This is a genomic window from Halomonas sp. KAO (assembly GCF_015595025.1).
GTDB lineage: Bacteria > Pseudomonadota > Gammaproteobacteria > Pseudomonadales > Halomonadaceae > Halomonas.
Genome location: NZ_JADNRL010000026.1, coordinates 137,697 through 161,954, shown reverse-complemented (window position 1 = coordinate 161,954; position 24,258 = coordinate 137,697). Strand labels below are relative to the sequence as shown.

The window sequence follows — 24,258 nt, the reverse complement described above, 5'->3', positions numbered from 1 at the left end:
ACGAGGATAGGCTATCTCTGATGTCCAAGAGTCATCGCCTGCCTTTCGGGAGCCAGTGAGTATGTCGACCACCGACGTGGCAGGTTGCCACTACGATATCGGATTTCTGCTGCTGCCGGGCTTCTCGCAGCTGGCCTTCGCCTCGGCCCTGGAGCCGCTGCGGATGGCCAACCACCTGGCCGACCACCGGCTCTATACCTGGCATCTGGTGAGTCGTGATGGGGGTGAGGTGCATGCCAGCAACGGCCTGGCCACGCTGGTGGACCAGGCGCTGGAGCCGATGCCAGCCCTGGATCTGATGCTGGTATGTAGTGGGGTGGGGGTGCAGGCGCACTGCGAACGCCCGGTACTCGCCTGGCTGCGCCGCCTGGCCGAGCGCGGCACGCCGCTGGGAGCGCTGTGCACCGGTGGCTATGTGCTGGCGATGGCGGGGCTGCTCGACGGCTACCGCTGTACCCTGCACTGGGAACATATCGGCAGTCTCCACGCGGCGCGGCGCTTTCCCGCCGTGACCTTCTCCTCGCAACTCTTCGTCATGGATCGCGACCGCTACACCTGCTCGGGGGGGATTGCCCCGCTGGACATGATGCTCAACCTGATTGGTCGCCAGCAGGGCCTCGGCCTGGCCGAGGCGATTGCCGAGGAGTTCATTCATGAACGCATTCGCGGGGTCGATGACCGTCAGCGCGCCCCGCTGCGGGTGCGCCTGGGGCATAGCCATCCCAAGCTGGAGGAGGTGGCCACCCTGATGGAGGCCAACCTGCAGGAGCCGCTGGCCCTGGATGAGATTGCGCGTTATGCCGGCCTGTCGCGGCGCCAGCTGGAGCGGCTGTTTCAGCGCTATGTGGAGGTGCCCCCGCTGAAGTATTACCTGGCCCTGCGCCTGGCCCGGGCACGACTCCTGCTGCTGCAGACCCATATGCCGATCACCGAGGTGGCGCTGGCCTGTGGCTTCATTTCACCGCCTCACTTCACCAAGTGCTATCACGACCACTTCGGGCACTCGCCCAGCGGCGAGCGCAAGCGGCGGGCGCTGCGCCAGGCCGAGTTGACGATATCCCACGAACGGACCCTGGAGGAGTAGGCCGCTCAGCTGCGTGGTCGCTCGCCCAGCGGGTCGTAGAGCGCCCGGTAGCCCACCGCGGCTACGCGCATCGAGTAGTGCTCGCCGAAGTACTCCAGCAGCAGTCGGCGGTCCTCTTCGGCATAGGCCTGGGGCAGATAGCCCAGCGCGATATTGCATTCGAGCGAGGGGCCCCAGGCGATGCTGGTGGTATAGGAACGCCGTCCCAGGGTGTCCACCGGCACCTCGCCGCTCTCGGGGTCGAGCAGTGGTGCCTGGCCGACCGGGAAGCGCGGTATGCCACTGCTGTCGTGGTGATCCTCCATCACCAGGGTGCAGAGGGTGGCCGGCTGATGCTCACGACCACGCTGCTCGAGGTGGGCGCTCTTGCCGTGGAACTCGGCACTCTTCACCTTGGGGCGGGCCAGGCCCGCCTCCACGAGGTTGTAGTCGGTGAGCAGGTCGACATTCTGAAGGCGCAGGCTCTTCTCCAGGCGACGGCTGTTGGCGTAGGTGTCGATCCCCACCGGCGTGACGCCGGCCTCGAACAGCCGGTCCCAGAGCGCCAGCCCGTAGCTGAAGGGGATGTATAGCTCCCAGCCCTGCTCACCCACGTAGGAGATTCGGAAGGCCCAGACCGGCAGGCCCTGGACACGGATCTCGCGGGCGGTGGCGAAGGGGAGGTGGGCATCGTCCAGGGCCTCAGGCACATCGGCGAGTGCCTGCAGGGTGCGGCGGGCGTTGGGGCCCCACAGGCCCAGGGTGGCCAGGCCGTCGGTGCGGTCCTCCAGGTGCCAGCGTGTCAGCCCCCACCCCTCGCCACGGCGGATGATCCACATCAGGTCACGGTGGCCGGTATCGCCACCACAGATCACCCGCCAGCTGTCCGGCGCCAGGCGCACGATGGTGAGGTCGGAATGCACGCCGCCGGCGTCGTCGAGGAAGTGGGTGTAGACCCCCTTGCCGATGGGGGTGTCGCCACCGATGCGTGCCACCGATAGACGCTCCAGCAGTGCCTCGGCGTCGTGTCCCGAGATATCGTAGATGGCGAAGTGGGAGAGATTGACCATGCCCACGTCATCGCTCATGGCGAGCTGCTCGGCATTGGCGACACGCCAGAAGTGGCGGGCATCCCATTCGGCGGGGCGTTCCGGCACCCGTTCCAGATAGGCGGCCAGACGCGTCTCGTTGGCGGCATAGCCGTGGGCGCGTTCCCAGCCGGCGGCCTCCATGAAGTAGCCCCCCAGCTCCTGCTCCCTCGACCAGAAGGGGCCGCGCCTGAGGTTGCGGCCGCTGGCGAAGGGCTCCCGGGGGTGCACCGGCGGGTCGTAGATCTTCTGGGCGATCTCCCGGCAGCGTCCATGGATGTGGTGCGGGGTCTTCTGCACCGGATAGAAGCGAGCGATATCGACGCTGCAGGGGTCCATGTCGGGCCGGCCCCGGGTGATCCAGTCGGCTAGCAGCTTGCCCATGCCCGGGGCGTCCTTGACCCAGACCGCCTCGCAGAACCACAGGCCGCGGGTTTCCGGCGACTCGCCCACCAACGAGCCACCGTCGGAGGTGACCGAGAGCAGGCCGTTGAAGGAGTGCTTCTCGTCCAGCCCCAGCTCACCCAGCACCGGGGTGAGCGTCATGGCGCGCTCCAGCGCCTCGGCGACCTGGTCGATCTCCAGGTCGCGCATCGAGGGGGAGAGCCGGGCCCGGTGGCGATCGAGGATGGCGTGCGGCTCCACCAGGCGCGGTTCCCGCGGCTCATAGTGGCCCAGTTCGAGCTGTCCGCCCTCGGTGCTGGCCGGGTCACCGGTATCGCGCAGATAGGCGGAGTTGCCCTGGTCGCGCAGCAAGGGGTAGCCGATCTCCTTGCCGCTGCCGGCGAAGGTGTCGAAGGGGCCGAAGAAGATCAGCGGGTGTTCCAGTGGCATCAGCGGCAGGGCGGCACCGCCCATGGCGGCGGGAATCGGTCCCCAGATACCGGCGGTAACGATCACCAGAGGCGTCGAGACATAGCCCTTCAGCGTCTCGACGCCGTGAACCCGTCCATCGCGGACATCGATATCCAGCGCCGGGGTCTCGGCGAAGGCGTGCAGATGGCCGCTGGCAACGGCCTTCTCGATCAGCTCGCCGGCAACGCGCTGGGAGCGTGGCACCACCAGCCCGGCATCGGGATCCCAGAGGGCGCCGAGCACCAGGTCGCGCTCCAGCAGCGGGAAGCGTGCCACCGTCTCATCGGCATCGATCATGCAGGCGCGGGTACCGAACGCCTTGCCCGAGGCGACCTTGCGCTGGAGCTCGGCCAGGCGCGCGTCGTCGCCGACCCTTGCGATCTCCAGCCCGCCGGACTTGTGGTAGTGGCCCATTGCTTCAAAGAAGCGCTGGCTGTAGGTGGTGGTATAGCAGCTCAGGCGGTCGTGGGAGGTCATGTAGCAGAAGTCGGAGGCGTGAGCGGTGGAGCCGACGTCCGAGGGCAGGGCGGCGGTCTCCAGACCCACCAGTTTGGTCCAGCCCAGCTCGATGAGGTGGTGGACCACCGAGGCTCCGACGATGCCGCCCAGGCCGATGATCACCGCGTCTGCCTGCGAGGGTAGGGTTGCCATGGTCAACCTCCTGAGAGCACCTGAGTTTCTGCCAGCATAAGGCAGCCCCGGCAGGTCACGCTGTCCCGCGACGACGCCTCCTTGTCCGCTGGCGACAGGCCGTCGTCGGGGCTGTCGCCTACGGCTAAGAGTGGGCCGCCCATGGCGAGATGGGTGGCCCGAGTCGGGTCTAGTGTCGAAGGCATGGGACCGGCGCGGGGCCGGTACCTGTCACAGCGACCCATGAGGTGAGCGTCATGTCCCAGGTCATCGAAAGCGTCGAGCACGCCCGGGAAGCACCGGAGATTCTGCTCTATCCGCGTATCCGCAAGTCACCCTTCTTCTATGCATCGCGGCGCCATGGGGTGCGCAAATATAGTGTCTACAACCACCATTATCACCCGCGGCTCTATACCGACCCCGTGGACGAATACTGGGCCCTGGTACAGGGTGTGACCCTGTGGGATGTCGGCGTCGAGCGCCAGATTGAGATAACGGGGCCCGATGCCTTCGCCTTCACCCAGCGGCTGGTCCCCCGTGACATGCGCCACTGCCAGGTCGGGCAGTGCAAGTATGTCTTCGTTACCGGCCCCGATGGTGGCATCCTCAACGACCCGGTGCTGCTGCGCATCGAGGAGAACCGCTTCTGGCTGTCGCTGGCCGATAGCGACATCCTGTTGTGGTGCCAGGGGCTAGCCGTCAACTCGGGACTCGATGTCACCCTGCGCGAGGTGGATGTGGCACCGGTGCAGGTCCAGGGACCCAGGGCCAAGGCGGTGATGGTGGACCTGTTCGGCGAAGCCGTGCTGGCGATGCCCTACTATCACCTGATGGAGGCGGAGCTCGACGGCATGTCGGTGGTGATCTCGCGCACCGGCTACTCGGGCGAGGTCGGCTACGAGATCTATCTGCGCGAGGCCAGTCGCTTCGGCGAGGCCCTGTGGCAGCGCGTGTTCGAGGCCGGCCGTCCCCACGGCATGCAGGTGATCGGCCCCTGCCATATCCGTCGTATCGAGGGGGGGATCCTCGCCTTCGGCTGCGACATCTGGTACGACACCAACCCCTTCGAGGTGGGGATGGGATACGACTGGATGGTGGACCTGCGCGGGGATGATGACTTCATCGGTCGTTCCGCCCTGGAGCGCATCAAGGCCGAGGGAGTCTCGCGCAAGCTGGTGGGGGTGGAGATCGACGGGCCTAGCGTGGGCTACTTCACCGATGGCAGCATGATCGACGTCTTCCCGGTATTCACTCCGGGCGGCGAGCGTATCGGTCAGGTCACCTCGGCCACCCGCTCGCCGCGCCAGGAGCGCAATATCGGCTATGCCATGGTACCCATCGAGCATGCCGAGCTGGGCACGGCACTGCGGATCGAGGCCAATACCGGACTGCAGGATGCCGTGGTCGTGGAGAAGCCCTTCCATGATCCGGCCAAGACCATCCCCAAGGAGTGAGAGCATATGACGTCGATCCGCTTCGAACTGATGCCCCTCGTCGGCATGCAGGAAGCGGCGCTATCCCTGCCCGCAGGCGCCACGGTCACCGTGACCTGCTCACCACGCCACGGCCTCGAGCGGACCCTCGAGGCCACCGAGTGGCTGGTCGAGAGAGGGTTTCATGTGGTGCCGCACATGGCGGCCCGGCGGGTGCGGGATAGCGCCCACCTGGAGTCGCTGCTGGGGCGCCTGGTGACCCTGGGTGTCGATGATGTCTTCGTGGTGGGTGGCGATGGAGAGAGCCCGCTGGGCGACTACCCCCACGGCCTCGCGCTGCTCGAGGCCATGGCGGGCCTGGCACAGCGACCGCTGCGGGTGGGGGTTCCCGTCTATCCCGAGGGGCATCACGCCGTCGACGGAGATGTCCTGGAGCGTGACCTCGTCGCCAAGGCGTCTCTGGCCGACTATGCCGTGACCCAGCTCTGCTTCGAGGCCGATCCGCTGCTGGCCTGGCGCAGGCGTCAGTCACGGCTCGGGCTCGCCCTGCCGGTCTATGCCGGCGTCCCCGGGCTGATGGAGCCCAAGCGGCTGCTGGCCATCGCCATGCGCCTGGGGCTGGGGCCCTCGATGCGGGCCCTGCGTCGCCAGTCGGGCTGGCTGAGACGGCTGCTGAGGCCCTCGGACTTTCGCCCCGACGCCCTGCTGGAGAGCGTGGAGCCGCTGCTGGAGGATGGTGTCGACGGTTTCATCGGCCTGCATGTCTATACCTTCAATCGGGTCGAACCCACCCGGCGCTGGCTGGAGGCGCGTCTGCGCCTGATGTCCGGCCGGCCAGAGTCGGCGTCGTCGGGAGCCGGCCCCGTCATCTCGGCCGGCGAACCCCTGGCCTGAGGTTGAGATGTCACCATCTGGCGACGGGTGGGGAAGCTCTGTGGAAGTCGTCGTCGCTGCCGCCTCGATGCCACTCCTCGCCCTATACTGTGCCGGGTCGGGCAGCACCGGATTGCGCTGCCCCTCTCATCGCCACGAGCCATCAAGGTCACGCTCGTCTTGAGCCCGAAAGTGTTTCAGTGAATGGTGTTCCGCTCTTATCAGGAGATGACAGATGAGCAAGACGTCGATCGTTGTCGGCGCGACGCTGGCCGTGCTGGGGGTTGGAGGACTGGCGTTCGGGGCCTGGCAGGTCCAGCAGCCGCGTGGGCCGGTATATGCCGAGATCCTGGCGGTAGAGCCCGTGACCCGAACCGTGGAGCGGCCAAGAGAGGTCTGCGAGGACGTTGAGCGGGTAGTGAGCGAGGAAGTCCCGGTCGAGGTGCCGGTTCAGGTTCCGGTGGAGGCGCCGACTTCGTCCGGTCCGGCGGCCAGCCGCGACCCTCACCGCATCGTCGGCAGTGCCGCCGGCGCTCTCGTCGGCGGACTGCTGGGCAACCAGGTCGGGGGTGGCAGCGGCAAGAAGATCGCCACCGTGGCGGGTGCCATCGGCGGCGCCCTGGCCGGACGCGAGGTTCAGGAGCGCGTCGAGGCGCGCCAGCATGCCCAGGCCGGTGGCCAGGTGCAGTACGAGACCCGCTATGAGACGCGTTACGAGACCCGCCAGCGGGTGGTTACCGAGGAGGAGTGCCGGACGGTCGTGGAGCAGCACGAGGAGTCGCAGGGCTATGAGGTCACCTACCGCCTCGATGGCGAGGAGCTTTCCCGGCGCCTGGAGACTCCTCCCCAGGCCGAGCGTCTGCCGGTGATCGATGGCGAGGTGCAGTGGCAGGCCGAGTCCGACGCCACGTCCGAGGCATCCACCGAGGTGTGAAATCCCGGTTCCGCCCGCTGCACGAAGGTTTCGCCCTCGACGGACCCCGTCTGCCCTTCCGTAATGACACCGCCCCCGAGCGAGAGGCTCGGGGGCGGTGTGGTGTGGCCAGGTGCCAGGGAGCTGTCCGGAGGGGTCAGGTCATCAGAATGCCCAGGGTGAGGAAGCCCAGGGTGGTCACCAGGGCCCCGATCAAGGCGTAGGGGATCTGCGTCAGCGCATGCTGCATCGGCTGACAGCCGCTGCCCTGGGAGGAGAGCACCGAGGAGTCGGAGAAGAAGCAGGCGTGGCTGCCAAAGCTCGAGGCGGAAAGCAGGGCACCGACCACCAGCGGCAACGGGGCACCCATGCTTTGCGCGATGGGGATCACGATGGGGATCGAGATCACGAACACCCCCCATGAGGAGCCGGTGGCAAATACCACGATGGCCATGGAGAGGAAGACGATGGCCGGCAGCATGGCGACCGTCAGATAGGGGGTAAGGGAGTCGATCATGAAGGCCGTCATGCCGAGCTGGTCGTTGATCTCGCGAAGCACGAAGCCGACGGCGACGATGGCGAGCGGCAGCATCATGGTCCTGAAGCCGTCCATGATGGCGTCCATCAGCGTGGCGAAGGTGGCCAGTCGCTGGATCAGGTAGAGCAAAATGGTGAACATGATGGCCACGATCACGCCCTTGAGAAGGTCGATCTCGAACCAGGCGCTGGCGCCGATCAGTACCGCCATCGGCAGCAGGAAGTTCATCACGCCGACCCAGGGCCGCGTGATGGGCATATCATCCTCCCCGAGGGCGACCTCCGGGGCATTGTCGGGGATCGGCTGGCCGTTTCTGGCGCGCTCCTCGGCGGCCTTCATCGGGCCGATATCGGGCATGATGCCGATGGCAACGAGCAGGACCAGCCCCATGGCCACCCAGCCATAGAGCATGAAGGGGATCGACTGGATATAGAGCCACATTCCCGGGCCATCGGTGGCGCCGTTGGTTTCGAGAAGCTCGGCGAAGTAGACCGCCCAGGTGGAGATCGGTACCAGAATACAGATGGGGGCCGCCGTCGAGTCGACGATGTAGGCCAGCTTTTCCCGGGAGACACCGAATCGGTCGGTGAGTCGCTTCATGGCGGCCGAGGTGGCCAGCGCATTGAGGTAGTCGTCGATGAAGATCAGTACGCCCAGCGTGGCGGTGCTGAGCAGCGACTGGCGGCGAGTCTTGACCAGTCGCGTCATGAAGTGACTGAAGCTCAGGGTGCAGCCCGACTTTTCCAGCATGGCAATGAAGCCACCCATCAGGCCGCACACCAGGATCAGCCAGGCGATGGTCTCATCCATCATGACCGCCATGGAGATGTCGGACAGCTCGCCGATGAAGTCGTCGGGTTGCAGCATGATAAGCCCCGAGAGGGCGCCGATGGCCAGCGCCTCCAGGGTGCGGTGGGTCGCGATGGCGACCACCAGCACGATCAACGACGGGACGAGGCTGATCCAGCCGAATGGCGTGCCGGGCTCATGGTTCAGGGTCAGGCCCCCGACCGTGAGCAGCAGGGCGGTGACCAGGGCGAAGGTCTTGCCGGTACCGCGACGGTCCGGCAGGGAAGGGGAGAAGGGGTGGCGCGCGGCCTGGTTGGAGCTCATGGGGTTACCTCCCGGTCGGCAGTAGGGCGACGGGTCGACGTTGCTGTTGTGGTTGTCTCTCGTCGGAGCGGAAGAGAGTTAGACGTGACGCAGGTACCAGTCGATCTCCAGCTGGCTGACCTCCTGCATGGTCTGGCTGCGCTCGACACGCCGATTGGCCAGGAAAACCGTCAGGAAGTCGTGGCCCAGCGCCTCGCGCAGCGACTCGCTCTCCTCGAGCAGGTCCAGGGCCTGGCGCCAGCTGTTGGTCAGGCTGGGGGCGAACTGGTCGTAGGCGTTGCCGGTCACCGCCGGGGGAGGCGTGAGCTCTCCGGCGATGCCATGCTCGATACCGGCGAGCAGGGCGGCCAGCAGCAGGTAGGGGTTGGCATCGGCACCCGCCACGCGGTGCTCCAGGCGCCGGGCGGCGTTGGGGCCGGAGGGAATGCGAATCGCCACCGAGCGATTGTCGAAGCCCCAGGTGGGGGTCATGGGCACATAGAGCCCGGGCTGGAAGCGTCGGAAGGAGTTAAGGTTCGGGGCGAACAGCGCCACGCTGGCCGGCATCTGCTCGAGCAGTCCGGCAACGGCATGCTTGAGGGTCGTGCTGCCCAGCACATCGCCATCGGCGGCGGCGAAGACGTTGTCGCCTGAGTCGTCGAGCAGGCTGATATGCACGTGGGTGCCGTTGCCCGCCTCCAGGCCATAGGGCTTGGCCATGAAGGTGGCCTCGAAACCGTGATTCTGTGCCACCCCCTTGATCAGACGCTTGAGCAGCACCGCGGCGTCGCAGGCGGCCAGCGCATCGGGGCCGTGCTTCAGGGTGATCTCGAACTGCCCCGGCGCACACTCCTTCAACATGGTGTCCAGCGGCAGCTGCTGCGCCTCGGCGGCAGCCTGTACGGCCTCCAGGAAGTCGGCATATTCGTCGAGCTCGTTCACCGAGTAGAGCTGACTCTGGCTGGCACGCTCACCGGTGACGGGGGAGCGTGGGGGCTGGATCATGCCCCCCTCGGCCCGTTCACGGTCGACCAGGTAGAACTCCATCTCCACGGCCACGACCGGGGTCAGACGGCGAGCCTTCAGGCGCCTCAGCTGACGCTCCAGCACATGCCGCGGCTCGGCGAAGAAGCCGCTGCCGTCGGCTTCCTCCATGACCATCAGCAGCTGTGCCTGGCGACCCTGACGACGCCAGGGCGTGGGCATCAGGGTACCCGGGAGGGGGCGGCAGACGCGGTCGGCGTCGCCGCTGTCCAGGCCCAGGCCGGTCTCCTCGACGGTGTTGCCGAGAATATCCAGAGCGAACACCGAGGCGGGCAGGTTGATGCCCTGGGTATAGGCCTTCTCGAGATTCTCCCGTGACACTCGCTTGCCGCGCAGCACGCCATTGAGGTCGCTGATCAGCAGGTCGATGCTGGTGATCTCGGGATGCTGCTCGAGAAAGGTGTTCGCTTCGTCGGCATTGGGAGCGGTCATGTTGGCACCTGTTGTGTTGTCGTCGGGTTCATTTTTCAGACCGGCGACCGCTGTTGTCAAATTTTATATACCGTATAGATCAAGCCTTTAGTCGAATAAAACAATGGTGTTCTTGTTAAATATATTTAAAAACATGCAGTTAACTAGAATTTGCGCGCCTGGGTGTTGGGTGGTAGCTTGTTGATGAAAGAGCAACACTCATCCGGCTGGTGAGAATTCTCGACTCCACCTGAATAACACTCAACAAGCATGACGAATCAGAGGTCGCATGATGACGATGAAGAGACACCCCTATGCCGGCGATGGCAGCCATACCACGAGTTATTATGCTGCCTCTGCCAATCCCGCGCCGGAACGACCCGAGCTGGTCGGTGACCAGCGGATCGATGTCTGTATCGTCGGTGCGGGTTACAGCGGCCTCTCGACCGGGCTGCATCTGGCGGAGAAGGGTTACAAGGTTGCCATCATCGAAGGCGCGCGAGTCGGCTGGGGGGCGTCGGGGCGCAATGGCGGCCAGATCGTCAATGGATTGAACGCCAGCCTGCAGACGATCAGGAAGCGCTACGGCCAGGATACGGCGACCTTCGTTGCCGGCCTGGTGCAGGAGGGGGGCGAGATCATCCGCGAGCGGGTACGCACCTATGACATCCGGTGCGACCTGAAGGAGAAGAACATCTTCACCGGCCTGACCGGCGCCCACATGAAAGAGCTGGAAGAGCGCATGAATCTGTGGGCCAGCTACGGTATCAGGAATCAGGAGATGCTGGACAAGGAACAGCTGCGCGAGCATGTGAACTCCGATCTCTATGCCGGAGGCTTGATCGATCATTCCGGCGGTCATATGCATCCGCTGAACCTGGCCCTGGGTGAGGCGGCGGCGTTCGAGCGTAACGGTGGGGTGATCTACGAGATGTCGCCGGTGGTCGAGGTGGATCACGCCTCGCCACAGCCGGTGGTCAGAACCGCCAAGGGCTCCATGACCTGCCAGACCCTGGTCCTGTGCGGGAATGCGTATCTGGGCAAGGTGGTGCCGACACTGACCTCGCGGGTAATGCCGGTCTCCACCCAGGTGATGGCGACGGAGCCGCTGGGCGAGGAGCGGGCTCACGACCTGCTGCCGACCGATGCATGCGTCGAGGATATCCGCTATATCCTCGACTACTACCGCCTGTCGGGCGACAAGCGGCTGCTGTTCGGTGGTGGCACGGTCTATGGCGGCTCGGACCCCAGCGATATCAAGGCCAAGCTTGAGCGCAACATGGACAAGGTGTTTCCGCAGCTCAAGGGGGTCAGGATCGACTACGCCTGGAGCGGCAACTTTGCCCTCTCGTTCAGCCGCGTGCCGCAGATGGGACGCATCGGCGATAACACCTACTTTGCCCATGGCTACAGCGGACATGGCGTCACCGGGTCGCATACCTTCGGACGTATCCTCTCCGAGGCGATCGACGGCGACCTGACCCGGTTCGATGTCTTCGAGAAGGTGCCATGGCTCCCGTTCCCGGGCGGGCGTCTGCTCCGCGTGCCCTATTCGGTGATGGGGTCATGGTGGTACGGCCTGCGCGACAGGCTCGGTGTCTGATATCCCGGGAGCGCTCCCCGCGTGACCCTGCCGGCCAGCAACCCCCGATCGACGCCGAGTGTCGATGGGGGGCAACAACCCTGAGGAGAGTCTTATGCAAAACCGTCCCCTGGTGGCAGTGATCGCCTGTCGTCGTGAGGTCGAGGGTCATCCGGCCCATATGGTGACCGACAAGTATCTGACGGCACTGCGCACCTACGGGCTGGACCCGGTGGTGTTGCCGGTATGGGAAGACACCGACCCCGACCATGCCCAGCGACTGCTGTCCCACTTCAATGGCCTGCTGCTGACCGGCAGCCATACCAACGTGGAGCCCGCACGCTACGGCGCCGAGAGGGCGCCGGAGAATACCCGTGATGACAAGGACCGCGATGCCGCGGCCATGGCCTGGCTGCCGGCCAGCCTGGAGCGGGGCATGCCCCTGCTGTGTATCTGCCGCGGCTTTCAGGAACTCAATGTGGCCTTCGGCGGCACGCTTTATCAGGCGGTGCAGAATCAGCCAGGCAAGCTCGACCACCGTGAGCCCGAGGGCGATGCCGAGCAGCAGTATGCGCCGTCCCATGAGCTCTCCATCGAGCCGGGCGGGGTGCTGGCCGGCCTCTATCCCGAGCGCAGTGCTCGAGTCAATTCGCTTCATCAGCAGGGCATCGACCGGCTTGGCGATGGCCTGAGCGTCGAGGGCGTCGCGCCGGATGGTCTGATCGAGGCCATCTCCGTGCGTGACGCCAGTGCCTTCGCGCTGGGGGTCCAGTGGCACCCGGAGTGGCAGCCCACCAGTCATCCCCTGTACGACGCCATCTTCCAGGGCTTCGCCGCGGCCTGCGTCGACTCGCGCTAGTCGCTATAAAAAGCAGGCTGGCGTGATGTCGCAAGGCTGGCATGCACCAAGCTAACATGCCCCAAATCACAGAGCCCGCGGCCATGGCCGCGGGCTCTGTGGTTCCATTGGAAGCTCTAGGGGTATGGCGCCAGAGTTGTTATCGGGGCGCCTGGTCCGGGGTGTTGATGGCGCACTGTGTGGTGACGGGCTGTCGCTCCGGACGCCTGCCGACGACCAGCAGGGTGCCCAGCAGCAGCAGGGCGCCGACCGCCAGCCCCAGCCACCAGCTGATGCCGTACCCGACCGTCAGGTTGCCGAAGATCAGCGCCACCGCGCCCACCAGCAGGGCATAGGGAAGCTGGGTGCGGACATGCTCGACCAGGTCGCAGCCACTGGCCATGGCGGAGAGCAGGGTGGTATCTGCCAGCGGCGAGCAGTGGTCTCCCCAGACCGCGCCGGCGAGCACCGACGCCACCGAGGCGTAGAGGATGGGCATGCCTTCCGCCGTGCCGTTCATGCCGTTCTGCTCCAGCACGGCCCAGGCCAGGGGCACGACCAGCGGCATCATGATGCCCATCACGCCCCAGGAGGAGCCGGTAGCGAAGGCCGTAAAGCCGGCCAGCACGAAGATCACCGCGGGCAGCCATGCCGGGCTGAGGCTCTCCCCGAGGGCCGCCACCAGGAAGTCGCTGGTCTGCAGGGAAGCGTTCACGTTGGCCAGTGCCCACGCCATCATCAGGATGGTGATCGGCAGCAGCATCGACTTGACGCCCTCGAACCAGTAGTGGCTGGTCTCGGTCATGGCCATCAGGCGCTGGGCCTGGGTCATGATGACGGCGACCACGCAGGAGGCCAGGGAGCCCCACATCATCGAGCTGAAGGAGTCGCCCTCGCCGAAGATGTCGCGCAGGGAGTGGGAGCCGGGTCCCAGGGCCTCGAGGCCGGTGGCATAGATGCCGCCGAGGGTGATGGCGGCAAGCACCAGCATCGGCACGATGGCGTTCATGGCCCGAATCGGGATATTGGGCTTGGTATTGATCTCCGCCTCCTCGACGATCGCCTCGCGGTCGCTGAGGGTGGTGCGACGGCCGCCCGCGTCGAGGGCCCGGCGCTCGGCGGTGAGCATCGGACCGAAGTCGCGACCCAGCCAGGTGGTCATGAACACGAAGGCCAGGGCCAGGATCGGGTAGGCGTTGTAGGGAATGGCGTTGACGAATACCGAGTAGGCCGATTCGTTCCAGTCACTGATGTTGCTCATCGCCTCGCTTATCAACCCCACCTGAAAGCCGATCCAGGTGGTCACCAGCATGATGGCCGAGACCGGTGCCGCGGTGCTGTCGATGATATAGGCGAGCTTGGCCCGGGAGACCGCCATCTTGTCGGTGATCGCGCGCATGGTGTTGCCCACGATCAGCGCGTTGGCGTAGTCATCGAAGAAGATCGCGATCCCCAGCAGGAAGGTCGAGGTCTGCGCCTGGCGTCGTCCGCGTATGACCCGGGAGATGCGTTGGGCGATGCCCTGGGTACCGCCGTTGCGGGAGACGATGCCCACCATGCCGCCGATCAGCAGGCAGAACAGCACGATCGACATGTGCTCACTGTCGCTGGCGGCCTCCAGGACATGCACATTGACCGAGTCGCCGAAGGCGCTGGAGAGGGCGCCGAAATCCATGCCGTGCATGATCCAGCCGCCCAGCAGGATGCCGACGAAGAGTGCCAGGATCACCTGGCGAAACGCCAGCGCCAGGACGATCGCGACCAGGGCCGGCAGCAGCGACAGCCAGGCGGGAATTGCCGTCAGCGTCTCGCTGGCCAGCGTGCTCCCGGTGGCATCGATCAGCTCGAGGCTGGCGGCGCTGTCGTTCAGGGTGAGTCCCTCGACCAGTGCGCTGCCGCCATCGTCACCGACCACCTCGAAGCTCTGGTCGTCGAGGCGTAGCGTGAAGGAACCTTCGGGGAGCTCTTCCAGGGTCAGATCGAAGGCGACGCCCTGCAGGATCGTGTCGGGCGCACCGAGTGTTGCCGCCTGACTGGGCAGTGTGCCGAGACAGAGTGTCAGTAGTAGGGCCAGACGCATCGTCCAGCTGCTCAGGATCGTGGTCATGTTCGCTCCGGATACTTGTTGTTGATGGCGCCGAGCGAGTGTGCAGGGCGTCAATGAAAAATGACCTAGAGGGTTGGGAGCGTCAAGGTGTTTGTCATAACTTTAGTTGAATGTCGATTTTTTTAATTTTCAATTTTTATATGAAAATCATGATGTTAAAGATGTATTGCCGCCATGTTTCGGAAAGGGGTTGGCAGATACCGCAGGGGAGGGTATGTTGATTAAACAATAACATTTTCCACCACCGATTCCGGGAGGGCTTCGTCATGTCAGCCTCGAAGACTGGCCAGCTGCAGCGCCTCGACCGCGCGCATCATCTGCACCCGTTCACCGACTTCAAGTCTCTGGGGGAGGAGGGCAGCCGCATCATCGAGCGCGCCGAGGGCGTCTATATCATCGACTCCGAGGGCAATCGCATCCTCGACGGCATGGCGGGGCTGTGGTGTGTCAATCTCGGCTATGGTCGTGAGGAGCTGGTGGCGGCCGCCGCGGAGCAGATGCATCAGCTGCCCTACTACAACAGCTTCTTCAAGACCACGCACCCACCGGCGGTGCAGCTAGCGGAAAAGCTGGTCTCGCTGGCGCCCGAGCATATGAATCGTGTCTTCTTCACGGGCTCCGGCTCCGAGGCGAATGATACGGTGCTGCGCATGGTGCGCCGCTACTGGGCGCTCAAGGGCAAGCCCGGAAAGCAGTGGGTCATCGGTCGTGAGAATGGCTACCATGGCTCCACCGTGGCCGGCATGAGCCTCGGCGGCATGGCGCCCATGCATGAGCAGGGCGGCCCCTGCGTGCCGGGCATCAGCCATGTGCGACAGCCCTACTGGTTCGGCGAGGGGCGATCGCAGGGGCAGGACCCGGACGCCTTCGGTCTCGAGTGTGCCGCGGCCCTCGAGGCGAAGATCCTCGAGCTGGGCGAGGAGAACGTGGCGGCCTTTATCGCCGAGCCGGTGCAGGGGGCCGGGGGTGCCATTATTCCGCCGCAGAGCTACTGGCCGGCGGTGAAGGCGGTACTCGACAGGTACGACATCCTGCTGGTGGTCGACGAGGTCATCTGTGGCTTCGGCCGCCTGGGGGAGTGGTTCGGTAGCGTCCATTATGATCTCGAACCCGATCTGATGCCGATTGCCAAGGGGCTCTCCTCGGGCTATCTGCCCATCGGAGGGGTGCTGGTCGGGGATCGCGTGGCCGATACCCTGATCGAGGAGGGGGGCGAGTTCTTCCACGGCTTCACCTACTCGGGACACCCCGCCTGTGCGGCGGTGGCGCTCAGGAATCTGGAATTGATGGAGGCCGAGCGCGTGGTCGAGCGGGTGCGTGACGACCTGGGGCCCTACCTGGCCGAACGCTGGGGAGCGCTTGGCGACCATCCGCTGGTCGGCGAGGCGCGCTCGCTTGGACTGGTGGGGGCCCTGGAGCTGGTGGACCCCGAGACCGGTGAGCGCTTCGACAAGGCGCTGGGGGCAGGCAACCTGTGCCGCGACCTCTCTTTCGCCTCGGGGCTGGTCATGCGCTCTGTGGGCGATACCATGATCATCTCGCCACCCCTGGTGATCAGTCGCGCGGAGATCGACGAGCTGGTCGACAAGGCGCGCGCCGCCCTGGACGCCACCCATCGGCGGCTGGCTGTCACCACACCCGACAAGATCAAGGAGAGCCTGACGTGAGTCATTCCGAGATGCCCAAGAACGAAATGCCCCAGACCCTGGATGGATGGCGCCAGCGTGCCGCCGACCTGACCTTCGAGTCCCGCGCCTTTATCAACGATGTGTTCGTCCCGGCGGCCAGTGGAGAGACCTTCGAGACGGTCAACCCGGCCACCGGCGAGGTGCTGGCGAAGGTGGCGAGCTGTGATGCCGCCGACGCGGACGTGGCCGTCAGCCATGCGCGTGCCGCCTTCGAGGGTGGCGCCTGGTCACGACTGGCTCCCGGCAAGCGCAAGCGGGTGCTGCTGCGCCTGGCCGACCTGATGGAGACCCACAAGGCGGAGCTGGCGCTGCTCGATACCCTCGATATGGGCAAGCCGATCCAGAGCGCCCTGGGTGACATGGCGGGCGCCATCGGCTGCTTCCGCTATCAGGCGGAGTGCATCGACAAGCTCTACGGCGAGGTGGCCCCCACCGGTGAGGAGGCCCTTGCCCTGGTGCTCAGGGAGCCGCTCGGCGTGGTGGCCTCCATCGTGCCCTGGAACTTCCCGCTGATGATGACCGCCTGGAAGGTGGCCCCGGCGCTGGCGGCAGGCAACAGCGTGATCCTCAAGCCCTCGGAGAAGTCGCCGCTTTCGGCCCTGCGCCTGGCCCAGCTGGCTCAGGAGGCGGGGGTTCCGCGGGGTGTCTTCCAGGTGCTGCCGGGTTTCGGTCACACCGTGGGCAAGGCGCTGGCCCTGTCGATGGATGTCGACTGCCTGGCCTTCACCGGCTCCACCGGGGTAGGCAAGCAGCTGATGCAGTACGCCGGCGAGTCCAATCTCAAGCGGCTCTATCTGGAGTGCGGTGGCAAGAGCCCGAATATCGTCTTCGCCGACTGCAAGAACCTGGATCGAGTGGCCAAGCACGCCGCCGCGGCGATCTTCCACAACCAGGGCGAGGTCTGCATCGCCGGCTCGCGACTGCTGGTGGAGAACTCGATCCGCGAGACCTTTATCGACAAGGTGGTGGCCTGCGCCGAGACCATGCAGCCGGGCGACCCGCTGGACCCCGACAGCTTCATGGGCGCCATGGTCGACGAGACCCAGTACCGTCGGGTGCTCGAGTTTATTCGCCAGGGCCAGGAGGAGGGTGCCCGCCTGCGTGCCGGCGGCCAGGCCCTGGACGGCCCCGGGCTCTTCATTACCCCCACGGTGTTCGATGGCGTGACCCCCGAGATGGCCATCGGGCGTGAGGAGATCTTCGGCCCGGTGCTCTCGGTATTCGGCTTCGACTGCGAGGAGGAAGCCGTGCGGCTAGCCAACGATAGCGTCTATGGCCTGGCCGCAGGCCTCTGGAGCCAGGATATCGACCGCATCATGCGCGTGACCCGGCGACTGGAGTCGGGCCAGGTGTTCGTCAACAACTGGGCCGGCGGCGACCAGACCGTGCCCTTCGGCGGGGTCAAGCAGTCGGGCAATGGCCGCGACAAGTCCCACCACTCGCTGCAGGAGTATTCGGAGCTCAAGAGCGTGTGGGTGTCGCTCTCCAGCTGACGCGACGCCACGATGAAGTGACAAGCAGGAGGCCGGCACCCGGGTGTCGGCCTCTTTCCTTTTCGAGGCGGAGGCGCTGCACGCGCGGATCGATAAGCTCAAGAAGGAGTGAAGTCGGTTCCTAGAAGGCTCGGGCGGGAGTGGCGCAGCTGACCAGGCGGCAGGGTTCGTCGCCCGGATTGCGAAAGCGGTGGGGCACGTTGGTCTCGTAGTAGTAGGCCTCGCCGGCCTTGAGCGTGCGGGTCTCTGCGCCGATGGTGATCTCGATCTCGCCCTCCAGCACCACGCCGGCCTCCTCACCCTGATGGGTGATCATCTCGCGGCCGGTATCGGCCCCGGGGGGGTAGGTCTCGACCATGAAGGAGAGCGCACGATCACGACGGTCGGCGCCCACCAGTTTGAACACCACGTCTCCTGAGCCCACATCGGCCAGCTCCTCGGCCGAATAGAAGACGCGTCGACCCGACTCCAGCTCCAGGGTGAAGAAGTCGCCGACGCTCATGGGGATGGCGTCGAGGATCTTCTTCAGCGAGCTGACCGAGGGACTCACCTTGCCCTGCTCGATCAACGACAGGCTGGAGTGGGTCACGCCGCAGCGCTTGGCCAGCTCGCGCTGGGAGATACCGCGCAGGGTGCGCAAGGCGCGCAGCCGTTCACCTACATCATCGGCCATGCCGGGCCTCCTTGGCTTGCTGGAGCATCCCGGGCATCAGCACAGGGCATCCAGCTTTTCTTTGAGCAGCGCGTTGACCTGCTGTGGGTTGGCGGTGCCGCGAGACGCCTTCATCACCTGCCCCACGAAGTAGCCGATCATCTTGCCGCGTTTCTCGGGCTCGGCGTCGCGGTACTGGGCCACCTGGGCGGGGCTGTCGCCGATCACCTGGTCGATCATCGCCTCGATGGCGCCGCTGTCGGTGACCTGCTTGAGTCCCTTGGCCTCGATCACCTCATCGGCGCTCTCGCCCTGGCCATTCCAGAGCGCCTGGAATACCTGCTTGGCGGCCTTGCCGTTGATGGTGTCGTCCATCACCCGACTGATCAGTCCGCCGAGCCGAGCGGCGCTGACCGGGCTGTCGTGGATCGAGAGACCCTCCCGGTTGAGGGCGCCGGAGAGCTCACCCTGGACCCAGTTGGCGGCCTGCTTGGCATCGCCGCAGGTGTCCTTGACCACTTCGAAGTACTCGGCCATCTCGCGGCTCGCCGCGAGCACTCCGGCGTCGTAGGCGGAGAGCCCCAGCTCGCCCTGGAAGCGGGCGCGCTTCTCGTCGGGCAGTTCCGGCAGGCTTTCGCGCAGATGGTCGACGTAGGCCGCGTCGAGCACCACCGGCAGCAGGTCCGGGCAGGGGAAGTAACGGTAGTCGTTGGCCTCCTCCTTGGTGCGCATGCTGCGGGTCTCGTCGCGCTCGGGATCGAACAGGCGGGTCTCCTGGACCACCTCGCCGCCATCCTCGATCAGCTCGATCTGGCGCTCCACCTCGAACTCAATGGCGCGCTCCACGAAGCGGAAGGAGTTGACGTTCTTGATCTCGGCGCGGGTGCCGAACTCGGCCTGCCCCTTGGGACGCACCGAGACGTTGACGTCGCAGCGCATCGAACCTTCGGCCATATTGCCGTCGCTGATGCCCAGATAGGTCACGATGGAGTGGATCGCCTTGAGGTAGGCGGCGGCCTCCTTCGCCGAGCGCATGTCCGGCTCGGAGACGATCTCCAGCAGGGGCGTGCCGGCACGGTTGAGATCGATGCCGGTCATGCCATGGAAGTCCTCGTGAAGGGACTTGCCGGCATCCTCCTCGAGGTGGGCGTGGTGGACCCGGATGCGCTTGGTCGTGCCATCATCCAGGCCGATCTCGACCTCGCCGGGGCCCACGATGGGGTGATACATCTGGCTGGTCTGGTAGCCCTTGGGCAGGTCGGGGTAGAAGTAGTTCTTGCGGTCGAATACCGAGACCTCGGGGATCTCGGCGTGGATCGCCAGCCCGAACTGCACCGCCATGGCCACCGCCTGCTCGTTGAGCACCGGTAGCACGCCGGGCATGCCCAGATCCACGGCGCAGGCCTGGGTATTGGGGTCGGCGCCGAAGGCGGTGGAGGCGCCGGAGAAGATCTTGGACTGGGTGGCGAGCTGGACGTGAACTTCCAGACCGATCACGGTTTCCCATTGCATCAGGCGTTCTCCTCGGCAAGCTCGGGGCGACGCAGGTGCCAGTCGGTGGCCTGCTGGTAGCGGTGAGCGACATTGAGCAGGCGCTGCTCGGCGAAGTGGGTGCCGAGTATCTGCAGCCCCACCGGGCGCTTGCCCACGAAGCCGGCCGGCACGCTGATGCCGGGAATGCCGGCCAGGTTGACGGCGATGGTGTAGATATCCTGGAGATACATGGAGACCGGGTCCTTCTGGGCGCCGAGATCGAAGGCCGGGGTGGGGGACGTTGGCCCCATCAGCACATCGACCTCCTCGAAGGCGTCGAGGAAGTCCTGGCGTATCAGCCGGCGTACCTGCTGGGCCTTCTTGTAGTAGGCGTCGAAGAAGCCCTCGGAGAGGGTGTGGGTCCCGATCAGGATGCGCCGCTTGACCTCCTCGCCGAAGCCCTCGGCCCGCGACCGCTTGTAGAGGTCGATCAGATCAGAGGGGGTTTCGCAGCGATGGCCGAAGCGTACCCCATCGTAGCGCGACAGGTTGGACGAGGCCTCCGCCGGGGCGATCACGTAGTAGGCGGGGATGGCGTAGTGCGTGTGCGGGAGGCTGACCTCGCGAACCGTGGCGCCCAGTGATTCGTAGACCGCCACCGCCTCGCGCACGGCGGCCTCCACCGCGGGGTCGAGGCCGTCGCCGAAGTATTCTCTGGGCAGGCCGATCTTCAGGCCGGACAGCGGAGCGGCGAGGTCGGCGGTGTAGTCGGGCACACCGCGGGCCACGCAGGTCGAGTCTCTGGGGTCATGGCCGGCGATGGCATTCATCAGCAGCGCACAGTCCTCGGCGGTTCGCGCCATGGGGCCCGCCTGATCGAGGCTCGAGGCGTAGGCGATGATGCCCCAGCGCGAGATGCGCCCATAGGTGGGCTTCAGTCCGGTGATGCCACAGAAGGCGGCGGGCTGGCGGATCGAGCCGCCGGTATCGGTGCCCATGGCGGCAGGCGCCAGGCCCGCGGCTACCGCGGCGGCGCTGCCGCCGGAGGAGCCACCGGGTACGGCGGTGGTGTCCCAGGGGTTGTGCACCGCACCGAAGGCGCTGCTCTCGTTGGAGGAGCCCATGGCGAACTCGTCCAGGTTGGTCTTGCCGAGGCTTACCGTGCCGGCGGCCTTGAGCCTCTCGACCACGCAGGCGTCATAGGGAGCGATGAAGTTGGCCAGCATCTTCGAGCCGGCGGTGGTCAGTACCCCATCGCTGCAGAACAGGTCCTTGATCGCTACCGGCAGGCCGGTCAGCGGGCCGGCCTCGCCACGAGCGCGGGCGGCATCGGCGTGGTCCGCCGCTTCCAGTGCCGCGTCCGGTGTGACGGTGATAAAGCTGTTGAGGGCGCCATCGTGGCGCTCGATGCGGCCGAGCTGGTGTTCGGTCAGCTCGCGGCTGGTGAACTCGCCCGCCGTAAGGCTGGCGGCGAGTTCGGTCAGTGTCTTGTCATGCATGGGCCGGAGGCTCCGTAGGCAGTGGCTTACTCGACGACGCGGGGTACCAGATAGAGGCCATTTTCCACCGCCGGGGCACAGCGCTGGAAATGGTCGCGACGGTCGGTCTCGGTGACCTCGTCGGCGCGCAGCCGCTGGGTCGCATCCAGCGGGTGAGCCAGGGGCGCGATGCCCTCGGTGTCCAGCGCCTGGAGGTGGTCGACCATCTCGAGGATGCGGCCGAGGTCGTCCAGGTAGTGGGTGGCGTCTTCGTCGGAGAGGCCGAGCCGGGCAAGATGCGCGGCCCTGAGCACGTCAGCGTGTTCAAGCGCCATGAGTCGGATGTCCTCGATGAAAAAATCAGGCCGCTGAAGGTACCATATTCGGCGTCGCGCGGGCAGGGTCTCGGTGCGGCCTTGCCCCGGGGTTTTGCTTGCTGCTGAGGGGGCGCGGTGATACCGTTTGCCTCCGCACAGGGCTCCCGGACTGCACTAGGTAACGACTTCCATGTTCAAACGCTTGAGGGGACTGTTCTCCAGCGATCTTTCGATCGACCTGGGAACGGCCAATACGCTGATTTACGTCCGCGGCCGAGGCATCGTGCTCGACGAGCCATCGGTCGTGGCCATTCGCCAGTCCGGCAACATGCGCAGCGTGGCCGCCGTGGGCTCCGACGCCAAGCGCATGCTGGGCCGCACCCCCGGTAACATCACGGCCATCCGGCCGATGAAGGATGGCGTCATCGCCGACTTCACCGTTACCGAGCAGATGCTGCAGCACTTCATCCGCAAGGTGCATCAGAGCACCTTCCTGACGCCCAGCCCCCGGGTACTGGTGTGCGTGCCCTGCATGTCGACCCAGGTGGAGCGTCGCGCCATCAAGGAGTCTGCCGAAGGTGCCGGGGCCCGCGAGGTGTTCCTGATCGAGGAGCCGATGGCGGCCGCCATCGGCGCCGGCCTGCCGGTGGAGGAGGCCCAGGGCTCCATGGTGGTGGATATCGGTGGTGGCACCAGCGAGATCGCCATCATCTCCCTGAATGGCGTCGTCTACTCCGAGTCGATCCGCGTCGGCGGCGACCGCTTCGACGAGGCGATCACCGGCTATGTGCGTCGCCACTACGGCAGCCTGATCGGCGAGGCCACCGCCGAGCGCATCAAGGAGGAGATCGGCTGTGCCTATCCGGGCGGCGAGCTTCGCGAGATCGATGTGCGCGGCCGCAATCTGGCCGAGGGCATTCCCCGCAGCTTCACCCTGAACTCCCATGAGATCCTGGATGCGCTTCAGGAGACCCTCGCCTCCATCGTCGCCGCGGTGAAGAATGCCCTGGAGCAGTCCCCTCCGGAACTCGCCTCGGACATCGCCGAGCGCGGACTGGTGCTGACCGGTGGCGGCGCACTGCTGCGCGACCTCGACAAGCTGATCGCCGAAGAGACCGGTCTGCCGGTGATCGTGGCCGAGGATCCGCTGACCTGCGTGGCGCGGGGGGGCGGCAAGGCCCTCGAGATGATCGACAAGCACACCTTCGAGCTGCTGTCCAGCGACTGATCCGGGAGACGCGTCATCAAGCCGCTGTTCTCGCAGGGATCGCTACCCATCTATCGTCTGCTGATCTGCACGATCGTGGCGCTTGCGCTGATGGTTGCCGATCTTCGCCTGACCCGCATGGAGGAGGTGCGTGCCCAGCTCAGCACGGCGGTGGCGCCGATCCAGTGGATCGTCAGCCTGCCCAGTAGCGTGCTGAGCTGGGGGACCCTGGCACTCTCCGATCAGCGTGACCTGGTCGACGAGAATCGGCGACTGCGTGAACAGCTCCTGACGCTATCCCACCGGGTGCAGCGCATGGCGGACCTGACCGCCGAGAACGTGCGCCTGCGCGAGCTGCTCCGCGCCGCTCGCCAGCACGACATGCCCTTCATGACCGCCGAGCTGCTGTCACTGGACCCTGATCCTTTCGCCCATCAGATGGTGCTGGATCGCGGTCGCCGCGATGGGGTCTATGTCGGACAGCCGGTGATGGATGCCGCCGGGCTGGTGGGGCAGGTGACCTCGGTGCTGGCCTACTCCAGTCGGGTGCTGATGGTGGCCGATGCCAGTCATGCGCTGCCGGTACGGGTCAATCGCAATGGGCTTCGCTATATCCTCCAGGGCGGCGGGCGCTATGATCGCCTCAGCGTTCGTCATGTGCCCGATACCGCCGATATCCGCAAGGGCGACCTGCTGGTTACCTCCGGCCTGGCCGGACGCTTCCCCCCGGGCTATCCGGTGGCGAGGGTGGATGGGGTGGTGCATGACCCGGGCGAACCCTTCGCCCGGGTGACCGCCACCCCGGTGGCGCAGCTGCAGCGCTCGCGCCACTTCCTGCTGCTCTTCCCGCCGAGTCGACCGCGCTTCGATGACCCCGGCTGGGAGGGCGATATCGGCTTGAGCGCCATCCAGGCCGCCCGCGCGGTGAGCGATGAGGGCGATACGCACCGGGCCACCGCCCGTGATGACCACGAGGAGGCACGCTGATGGCCGTCCCTTCCGCCGCCAATCTGGCGCTTCCCTGGATCTGGTTCTCCCTCCTGCTGGCGCTCTGCCTGCAGGTGATGCCGCTGGCCGAAGGCTGGCAGATCTGGCGGCCCGACTGGCTGGGTCTGATGCTGGTCTACTGGTGCATGAAGACACCCTCTCGGGTGGGCGTGCTTCACGCCTTCGTGCTGGGCATACTGCTCGACCTGATCGATGGGGCGGTGCTGGGCCAGAACGCCCTGCTGCTGTCGCTGCTGGCCTTCCTGTGTGCCCTGGTCTATCCGCGTTTTCGTGCCTACTCGCTGCTCCAGCAGGCCCTGATGGTGCTGGTGCTGCTGGGCTTTATGCAGCTGGGCGAGCAGTGGCTGCGAACCCTGCTGGGACCCTTCTCCATTCATCTCTCCTTCCTGACGCCGGCGTTGATCGGCGCGCTGCTCTGGCCCTGGTTCGCCACCCTGTTCAATGCATTGGGGCGGCGGCTGACCGGTGGCTGATC

19 protein-coding genes are annotated in these 24,258 nt (G+C 65.9%); 11 read left to right on the top strand and 8 right to left on the bottom strand.

Annotated features, from left to right (window positions below):
* Nucleotides 1-61: 61 nt before the first annotated feature.
* On the top strand, nt 62-1,084 hold the full coding sequence (locus IOC61_RS14570) for a GlxA family transcriptional regulator (protein ID WP_195689465.1): 1,023 nt from the start codon (nt 62-64) through the stop codon (nt 1,082-1,084).
* Between the two features lie 5 nt (nt 1,085-1,089).
* Here the strand turns inward: IOC61_RS14570 and IOC61_RS14565 are convergent, their stop codons facing one another.
* Nucleotides 1,090-3,657: a GcvT family protein gene (locus IOC61_RS14565; RefSeq protein WP_195689464.1), complete on the bottom strand. Its 2,568-nt coding sequence runs from the start codon at nt 3,655-3,657 to the stop codon at nt 1,090-1,092.
* Between the two features lie 236 nt (nt 3,658-3,893).
* On the opposite strand from IOC61_RS14565, the gene IOC61_RS14560 reads away from it, so the two are divergent.
* The 3 genes from IOC61_RS14560 to IOC61_RS14550 all read left to right on the top strand — a co-directional run bounded on the left by IOC61_RS14560 (nt 3,894) and on the right by IOC61_RS14550 (nt 6,876).
* The gene (locus IOC61_RS14560) at nt 3,894-5,090 is read left to right on the top strand and encodes a glycine cleavage T C-terminal barrel domain-containing protein (protein ID WP_195689463.1); all 1,197 of its coding nucleotides are present in this window, start codon (nt 3,894-3,896) and stop codon (nt 5,088-5,090) included.
* Nucleotides 5,091-5,096: 6 nt separating this feature from the next.
* Nucleotides 5,097-5,963: a methylenetetrahydrofolate reductase gene (locus IOC61_RS14555; protein WP_195689462.1), complete on the top strand. Its 867-nt coding sequence runs from the start codon at nt 5,097-5,099 to the stop codon at nt 5,961-5,963.
* 214 nt (nt 5,964-6,177) lie between these two features.
* Nucleotides 6,178-6,876 (top strand): glycine zipper 2TM domain-containing protein, encoded by a 699-nt coding sequence (locus IOC61_RS14550; protein ID WP_195689461.1) that lies wholly within the window; start codon nt 6,178-6,180, stop codon nt 6,874-6,876.
* A 136-nt stretch (nt 6,877-7,012) separates the two neighbouring features.
* Here the strand turns inward: IOC61_RS14550 and IOC61_RS14545 are convergent, their stop codons facing one another.
* Entirely contained in the window at nt 7,013-8,506 is a 1,494-nt protein-coding gene (locus tag IOC61_RS14545; protein WP_195689460.1) for a Na+/H+ antiporter NhaC family protein, read from the bottom strand.
* A 78-nt stretch (nt 8,507-8,584) separates the two neighbouring features.
* Nucleotides 8,585-9,961: a glutamine synthetase family protein gene (locus tag IOC61_RS14540; RefSeq protein WP_195689459.1), complete on the bottom strand. Its 1,377-nt coding sequence runs from the start codon at nt 9,959-9,961 to the stop codon at nt 8,585-8,587.
* 268 nt (nt 9,962-10,229) lie between these two features.
* Between IOC61_RS14540 and IOC61_RS14535 the strand changes: the two genes are divergently transcribed.
* Together IOC61_RS14535 and IOC61_RS14530 are read left to right on the top strand one after the other, a co-directional pair.
* On the top strand, nt 10,230-11,543 hold the full coding sequence (locus IOC61_RS14535; RefSeq protein ID WP_229333159.1) for an NAD(P)/FAD-dependent oxidoreductase: 1,314 nt from the start codon (nt 10,230-10,232) through the stop codon (nt 11,541-11,543).
* Nucleotides 11,544-11,637: 94 nt separating this feature from the next.
* A complete protein-coding gene (locus IOC61_RS14530; protein WP_195689458.1) occupies nt 11,638-12,381 on the top strand; it encodes a gamma-glutamyl-gamma-aminobutyrate hydrolase family protein in 744 nt (247 codons plus the stop codon).
* A gap of 139 nt (nt 12,382-12,520) precedes the next feature.
* Here the strand turns inward: IOC61_RS14530 and IOC61_RS14525 are convergent, their stop codons facing one another.
* Nucleotides 12,521-14,467 carry a Na+/H+ antiporter NhaC family protein gene (locus IOC61_RS14525; protein WP_195689457.1) on the bottom strand — a complete coding sequence of 649 codons (1,947 nt, stop codon included), beginning with the start codon at nt 14,465-14,467 and terminating at the stop codon, nt 12,521-12,523.
* 266 nt (nt 14,468-14,733) lie between these two features.
* Here IOC61_RS14525 and IOC61_RS14520 point away from each other — a divergent pair, with 266 nt between their 5' ends.
* Together IOC61_RS14520 and IOC61_RS14515 are read left to right on the top strand one after the other, a co-directional pair.
* On the top strand, nt 14,734-16,134 hold the full coding sequence (locus IOC61_RS14520) for an aspartate aminotransferase family protein (protein ID WP_195689456.1): 1,401 nt from the start codon (nt 14,734-14,736) through the stop codon (nt 16,132-16,134).
* Between the two features lie 11 nt (nt 16,135-16,145).
* Complete coding sequence (locus IOC61_RS14515) at nt 16,146-17,648, top strand: aldehyde dehydrogenase (protein WP_195689708.1); 1,503 nt, start codon at nt 16,146-16,148, stop codon at nt 17,646-17,648.
* Between the two features lie 121 nt (nt 17,649-17,769).
* Here the strand turns inward: IOC61_RS14515 and IOC61_RS14510 are convergent, their stop codons facing one another.
* From IOC61_RS14510 to gatC, 4 genes are read right to left on the bottom strand one after another with little or no spacing between them, the layout of a single operon-like run.
* On the bottom strand, nt 17,770-18,321 hold the full coding sequence (locus IOC61_RS14510) for a cupin domain-containing protein (RefSeq protein ID WP_132042287.1): 552 nt from the start codon (nt 18,319-18,321) through the stop codon (nt 17,770-17,772).
* 36 nt (nt 18,322-18,357) lie between these two features.
* Nucleotides 18,358-19,812, bottom strand: coding sequence for an Asp-tRNA(Asn)/Glu-tRNA(Gln) amidotransferase subunit GatB (gene gatB, locus IOC61_RS14505; protein ID WP_195689455.1), 1,455 nt, complete (start codon nt 19,810-19,812; stop codon nt 18,358-18,360).
* A complete protein-coding gene (gatA, locus tag IOC61_RS14500) occupies nt 19,812-21,272 on the bottom strand; it encodes an Asp-tRNA(Asn)/Glu-tRNA(Gln) amidotransferase subunit GatA (RefSeq protein WP_195689454.1) in 1,461 nt (486 codons plus the stop codon). Before gatA ends, gatB begins: the two co-directional genes overlap by 1 nt.
* A 26-nt stretch (nt 21,273-21,298) precedes the next feature.
* On the bottom strand, nt 21,299-21,586 hold the full coding sequence (gene gatC, locus IOC61_RS14495; protein ID WP_195689453.1) for an Asp-tRNA(Asn)/Glu-tRNA(Gln) amidotransferase subunit GatC: 288 nt from the start codon (nt 21,584-21,586) through the stop codon (nt 21,299-21,301).
* Nucleotides 21,587-21,758: 172 nt separating this feature from the next.
* On the opposite strand from gatC, the gene IOC61_RS14490 reads away from it, so the two are divergent.
* From IOC61_RS14490 to mreD, 3 genes are all read left to right on the top strand, one after another.
* Entirely contained in the window at nt 21,759-22,796 is a 1,038-nt protein-coding gene (locus tag IOC61_RS14490; RefSeq protein ID WP_132042291.1) for a rod shape-determining protein, read from the top strand.
* A 90-nt stretch (nt 22,797-22,886) separates the two neighbouring features.
* Entirely contained in the window at nt 22,887-23,762 is an 876-nt protein-coding gene (mreC, locus tag IOC61_RS14485) for a rod shape-determining protein MreC (RefSeq protein ID WP_229333158.1), read from the top strand.
* Complete coding sequence (gene mreD / locus IOC61_RS14480; protein WP_195689452.1) at nt 23,762-24,256, top strand: rod shape-determining protein MreD; 495 nt, start codon at nt 23,762-23,764, stop codon at nt 24,254-24,256. Before mreC ends, mreD begins: the two co-directional genes overlap by 1 nt.
* Nucleotides 24,257-24,258: the final 2 nt, after the last annotated feature.

Bases quoted from the DNA above. Each gene is read 5' to 3' on its own strand.
- gatC (WP_195689453.1), bottom strand. From the start codon at position 21,586: ATGGCGCTTGAACACGCTGACGTGCTCAGGGCCGCGCATCTTGCCCGG.
- IOC61_RS14540 (WP_195689459.1), bottom strand. From the start codon at position 9,961: ATGACCGCTCCCAATGCCGACGAAGCGAACACCTTTCTCGAGCAGCAT.
- gatB (WP_195689455.1), bottom strand. From the start codon at position 19,812: ATGCAATGGGAAACCGTGATCGGTCTGGAAGTTCACGTCCAGCTCGCC.
- mreD (WP_195689452.1), top strand. From the start codon at position 23,762: ATGGCCGTCCCTTCCGCCGCCAATCTGGCGCTTCCCTGGATCTGGTTC.
- IOC61_RS14530 (WP_195689458.1), top strand. From the start codon at position 11,638: ATGCAAAACCGTCCCCTGGTGGCAGTGATCGCCTGTCGTCGTGAGGTC.
- IOC61_RS14555 (WP_195689462.1), top strand. From the start codon at position 5,097: ATGACGTCGATCCGCTTCGAACTGATGCCCCTCGTCGGCATGCAGGAA.
- IOC61_RS14490 (WP_132042291.1), top strand. From the start codon at position 21,759: ATGTTCAAACGCTTGAGGGGACTGTTCTCCAGCGATCTTTCGATCGAC.
- gatA (WP_195689454.1), bottom strand. From the start codon at position 21,272: ATGCATGACAAGACACTGACCGAACTCGCCGCCAGCCTTACGGCGGGC.
- IOC61_RS14515 (WP_195689708.1), top strand. From the start codon at position 16,146: ATGCCCAAGAACGAAATGCCCCAGACCCTGGATGGATGGCGCCAGCGT.
- IOC61_RS14560 (WP_195689463.1), top strand. From the start codon at position 3,894: ATGTCCCAGGTCATCGAAAGCGTCGAGCACGCCCGGGAAGCACCGGAG.
- IOC61_RS14510 (WP_132042287.1), bottom strand. From the start codon at position 18,321: ATGGCCGATGATGTAGGTGAACGGCTGCGCGCCTTGCGCACCCTGCGC.
- IOC61_RS14525 (WP_195689457.1), bottom strand. From the start codon at position 14,467: ATGACCACGATCCTGAGCAGCTGGACGATGCGTCTGGCCCTACTACTG.
- IOC61_RS14565 (WP_195689464.1), bottom strand. From the start codon at position 3,657: ATGGCAACCCTACCCTCGCAGGCAGACGCGGTGATCATCGGCCTGGGC.
- IOC61_RS14570 (WP_195689465.1), top strand. From the start codon at position 62: ATGTCGACCACCGACGTGGCAGGTTGCCACTACGATATCGGATTTCTG.
- IOC61_RS14535 (WP_229333159.1), top strand. From the start codon at position 10,230: ATGATGACGATGAAGAGACACCCCTATGCCGGCGATGGCAGCCATACC.
- IOC61_RS14550 (WP_195689461.1), top strand. From the start codon at position 6,178: ATGAGCAAGACGTCGATCGTTGTCGGCGCGACGCTGGCCGTGCTGGGG.
- mreC (WP_229333158.1), top strand. From the start codon at position 22,887: ATGGTTGCCGATCTTCGCCTGACCCGCATGGAGGAGGTGCGTGCCCAG.
- IOC61_RS14520 (WP_195689456.1), top strand. From the start codon at position 14,734: ATGTCAGCCTCGAAGACTGGCCAGCTGCAGCGCCTCGACCGCGCGCAT.
- IOC61_RS14545 (WP_195689460.1), bottom strand. From the start codon at position 8,506: ATGAGCTCCAACCAGGCCGCGCGCCACCCCTTCTCCCCTTCCCTGCCG.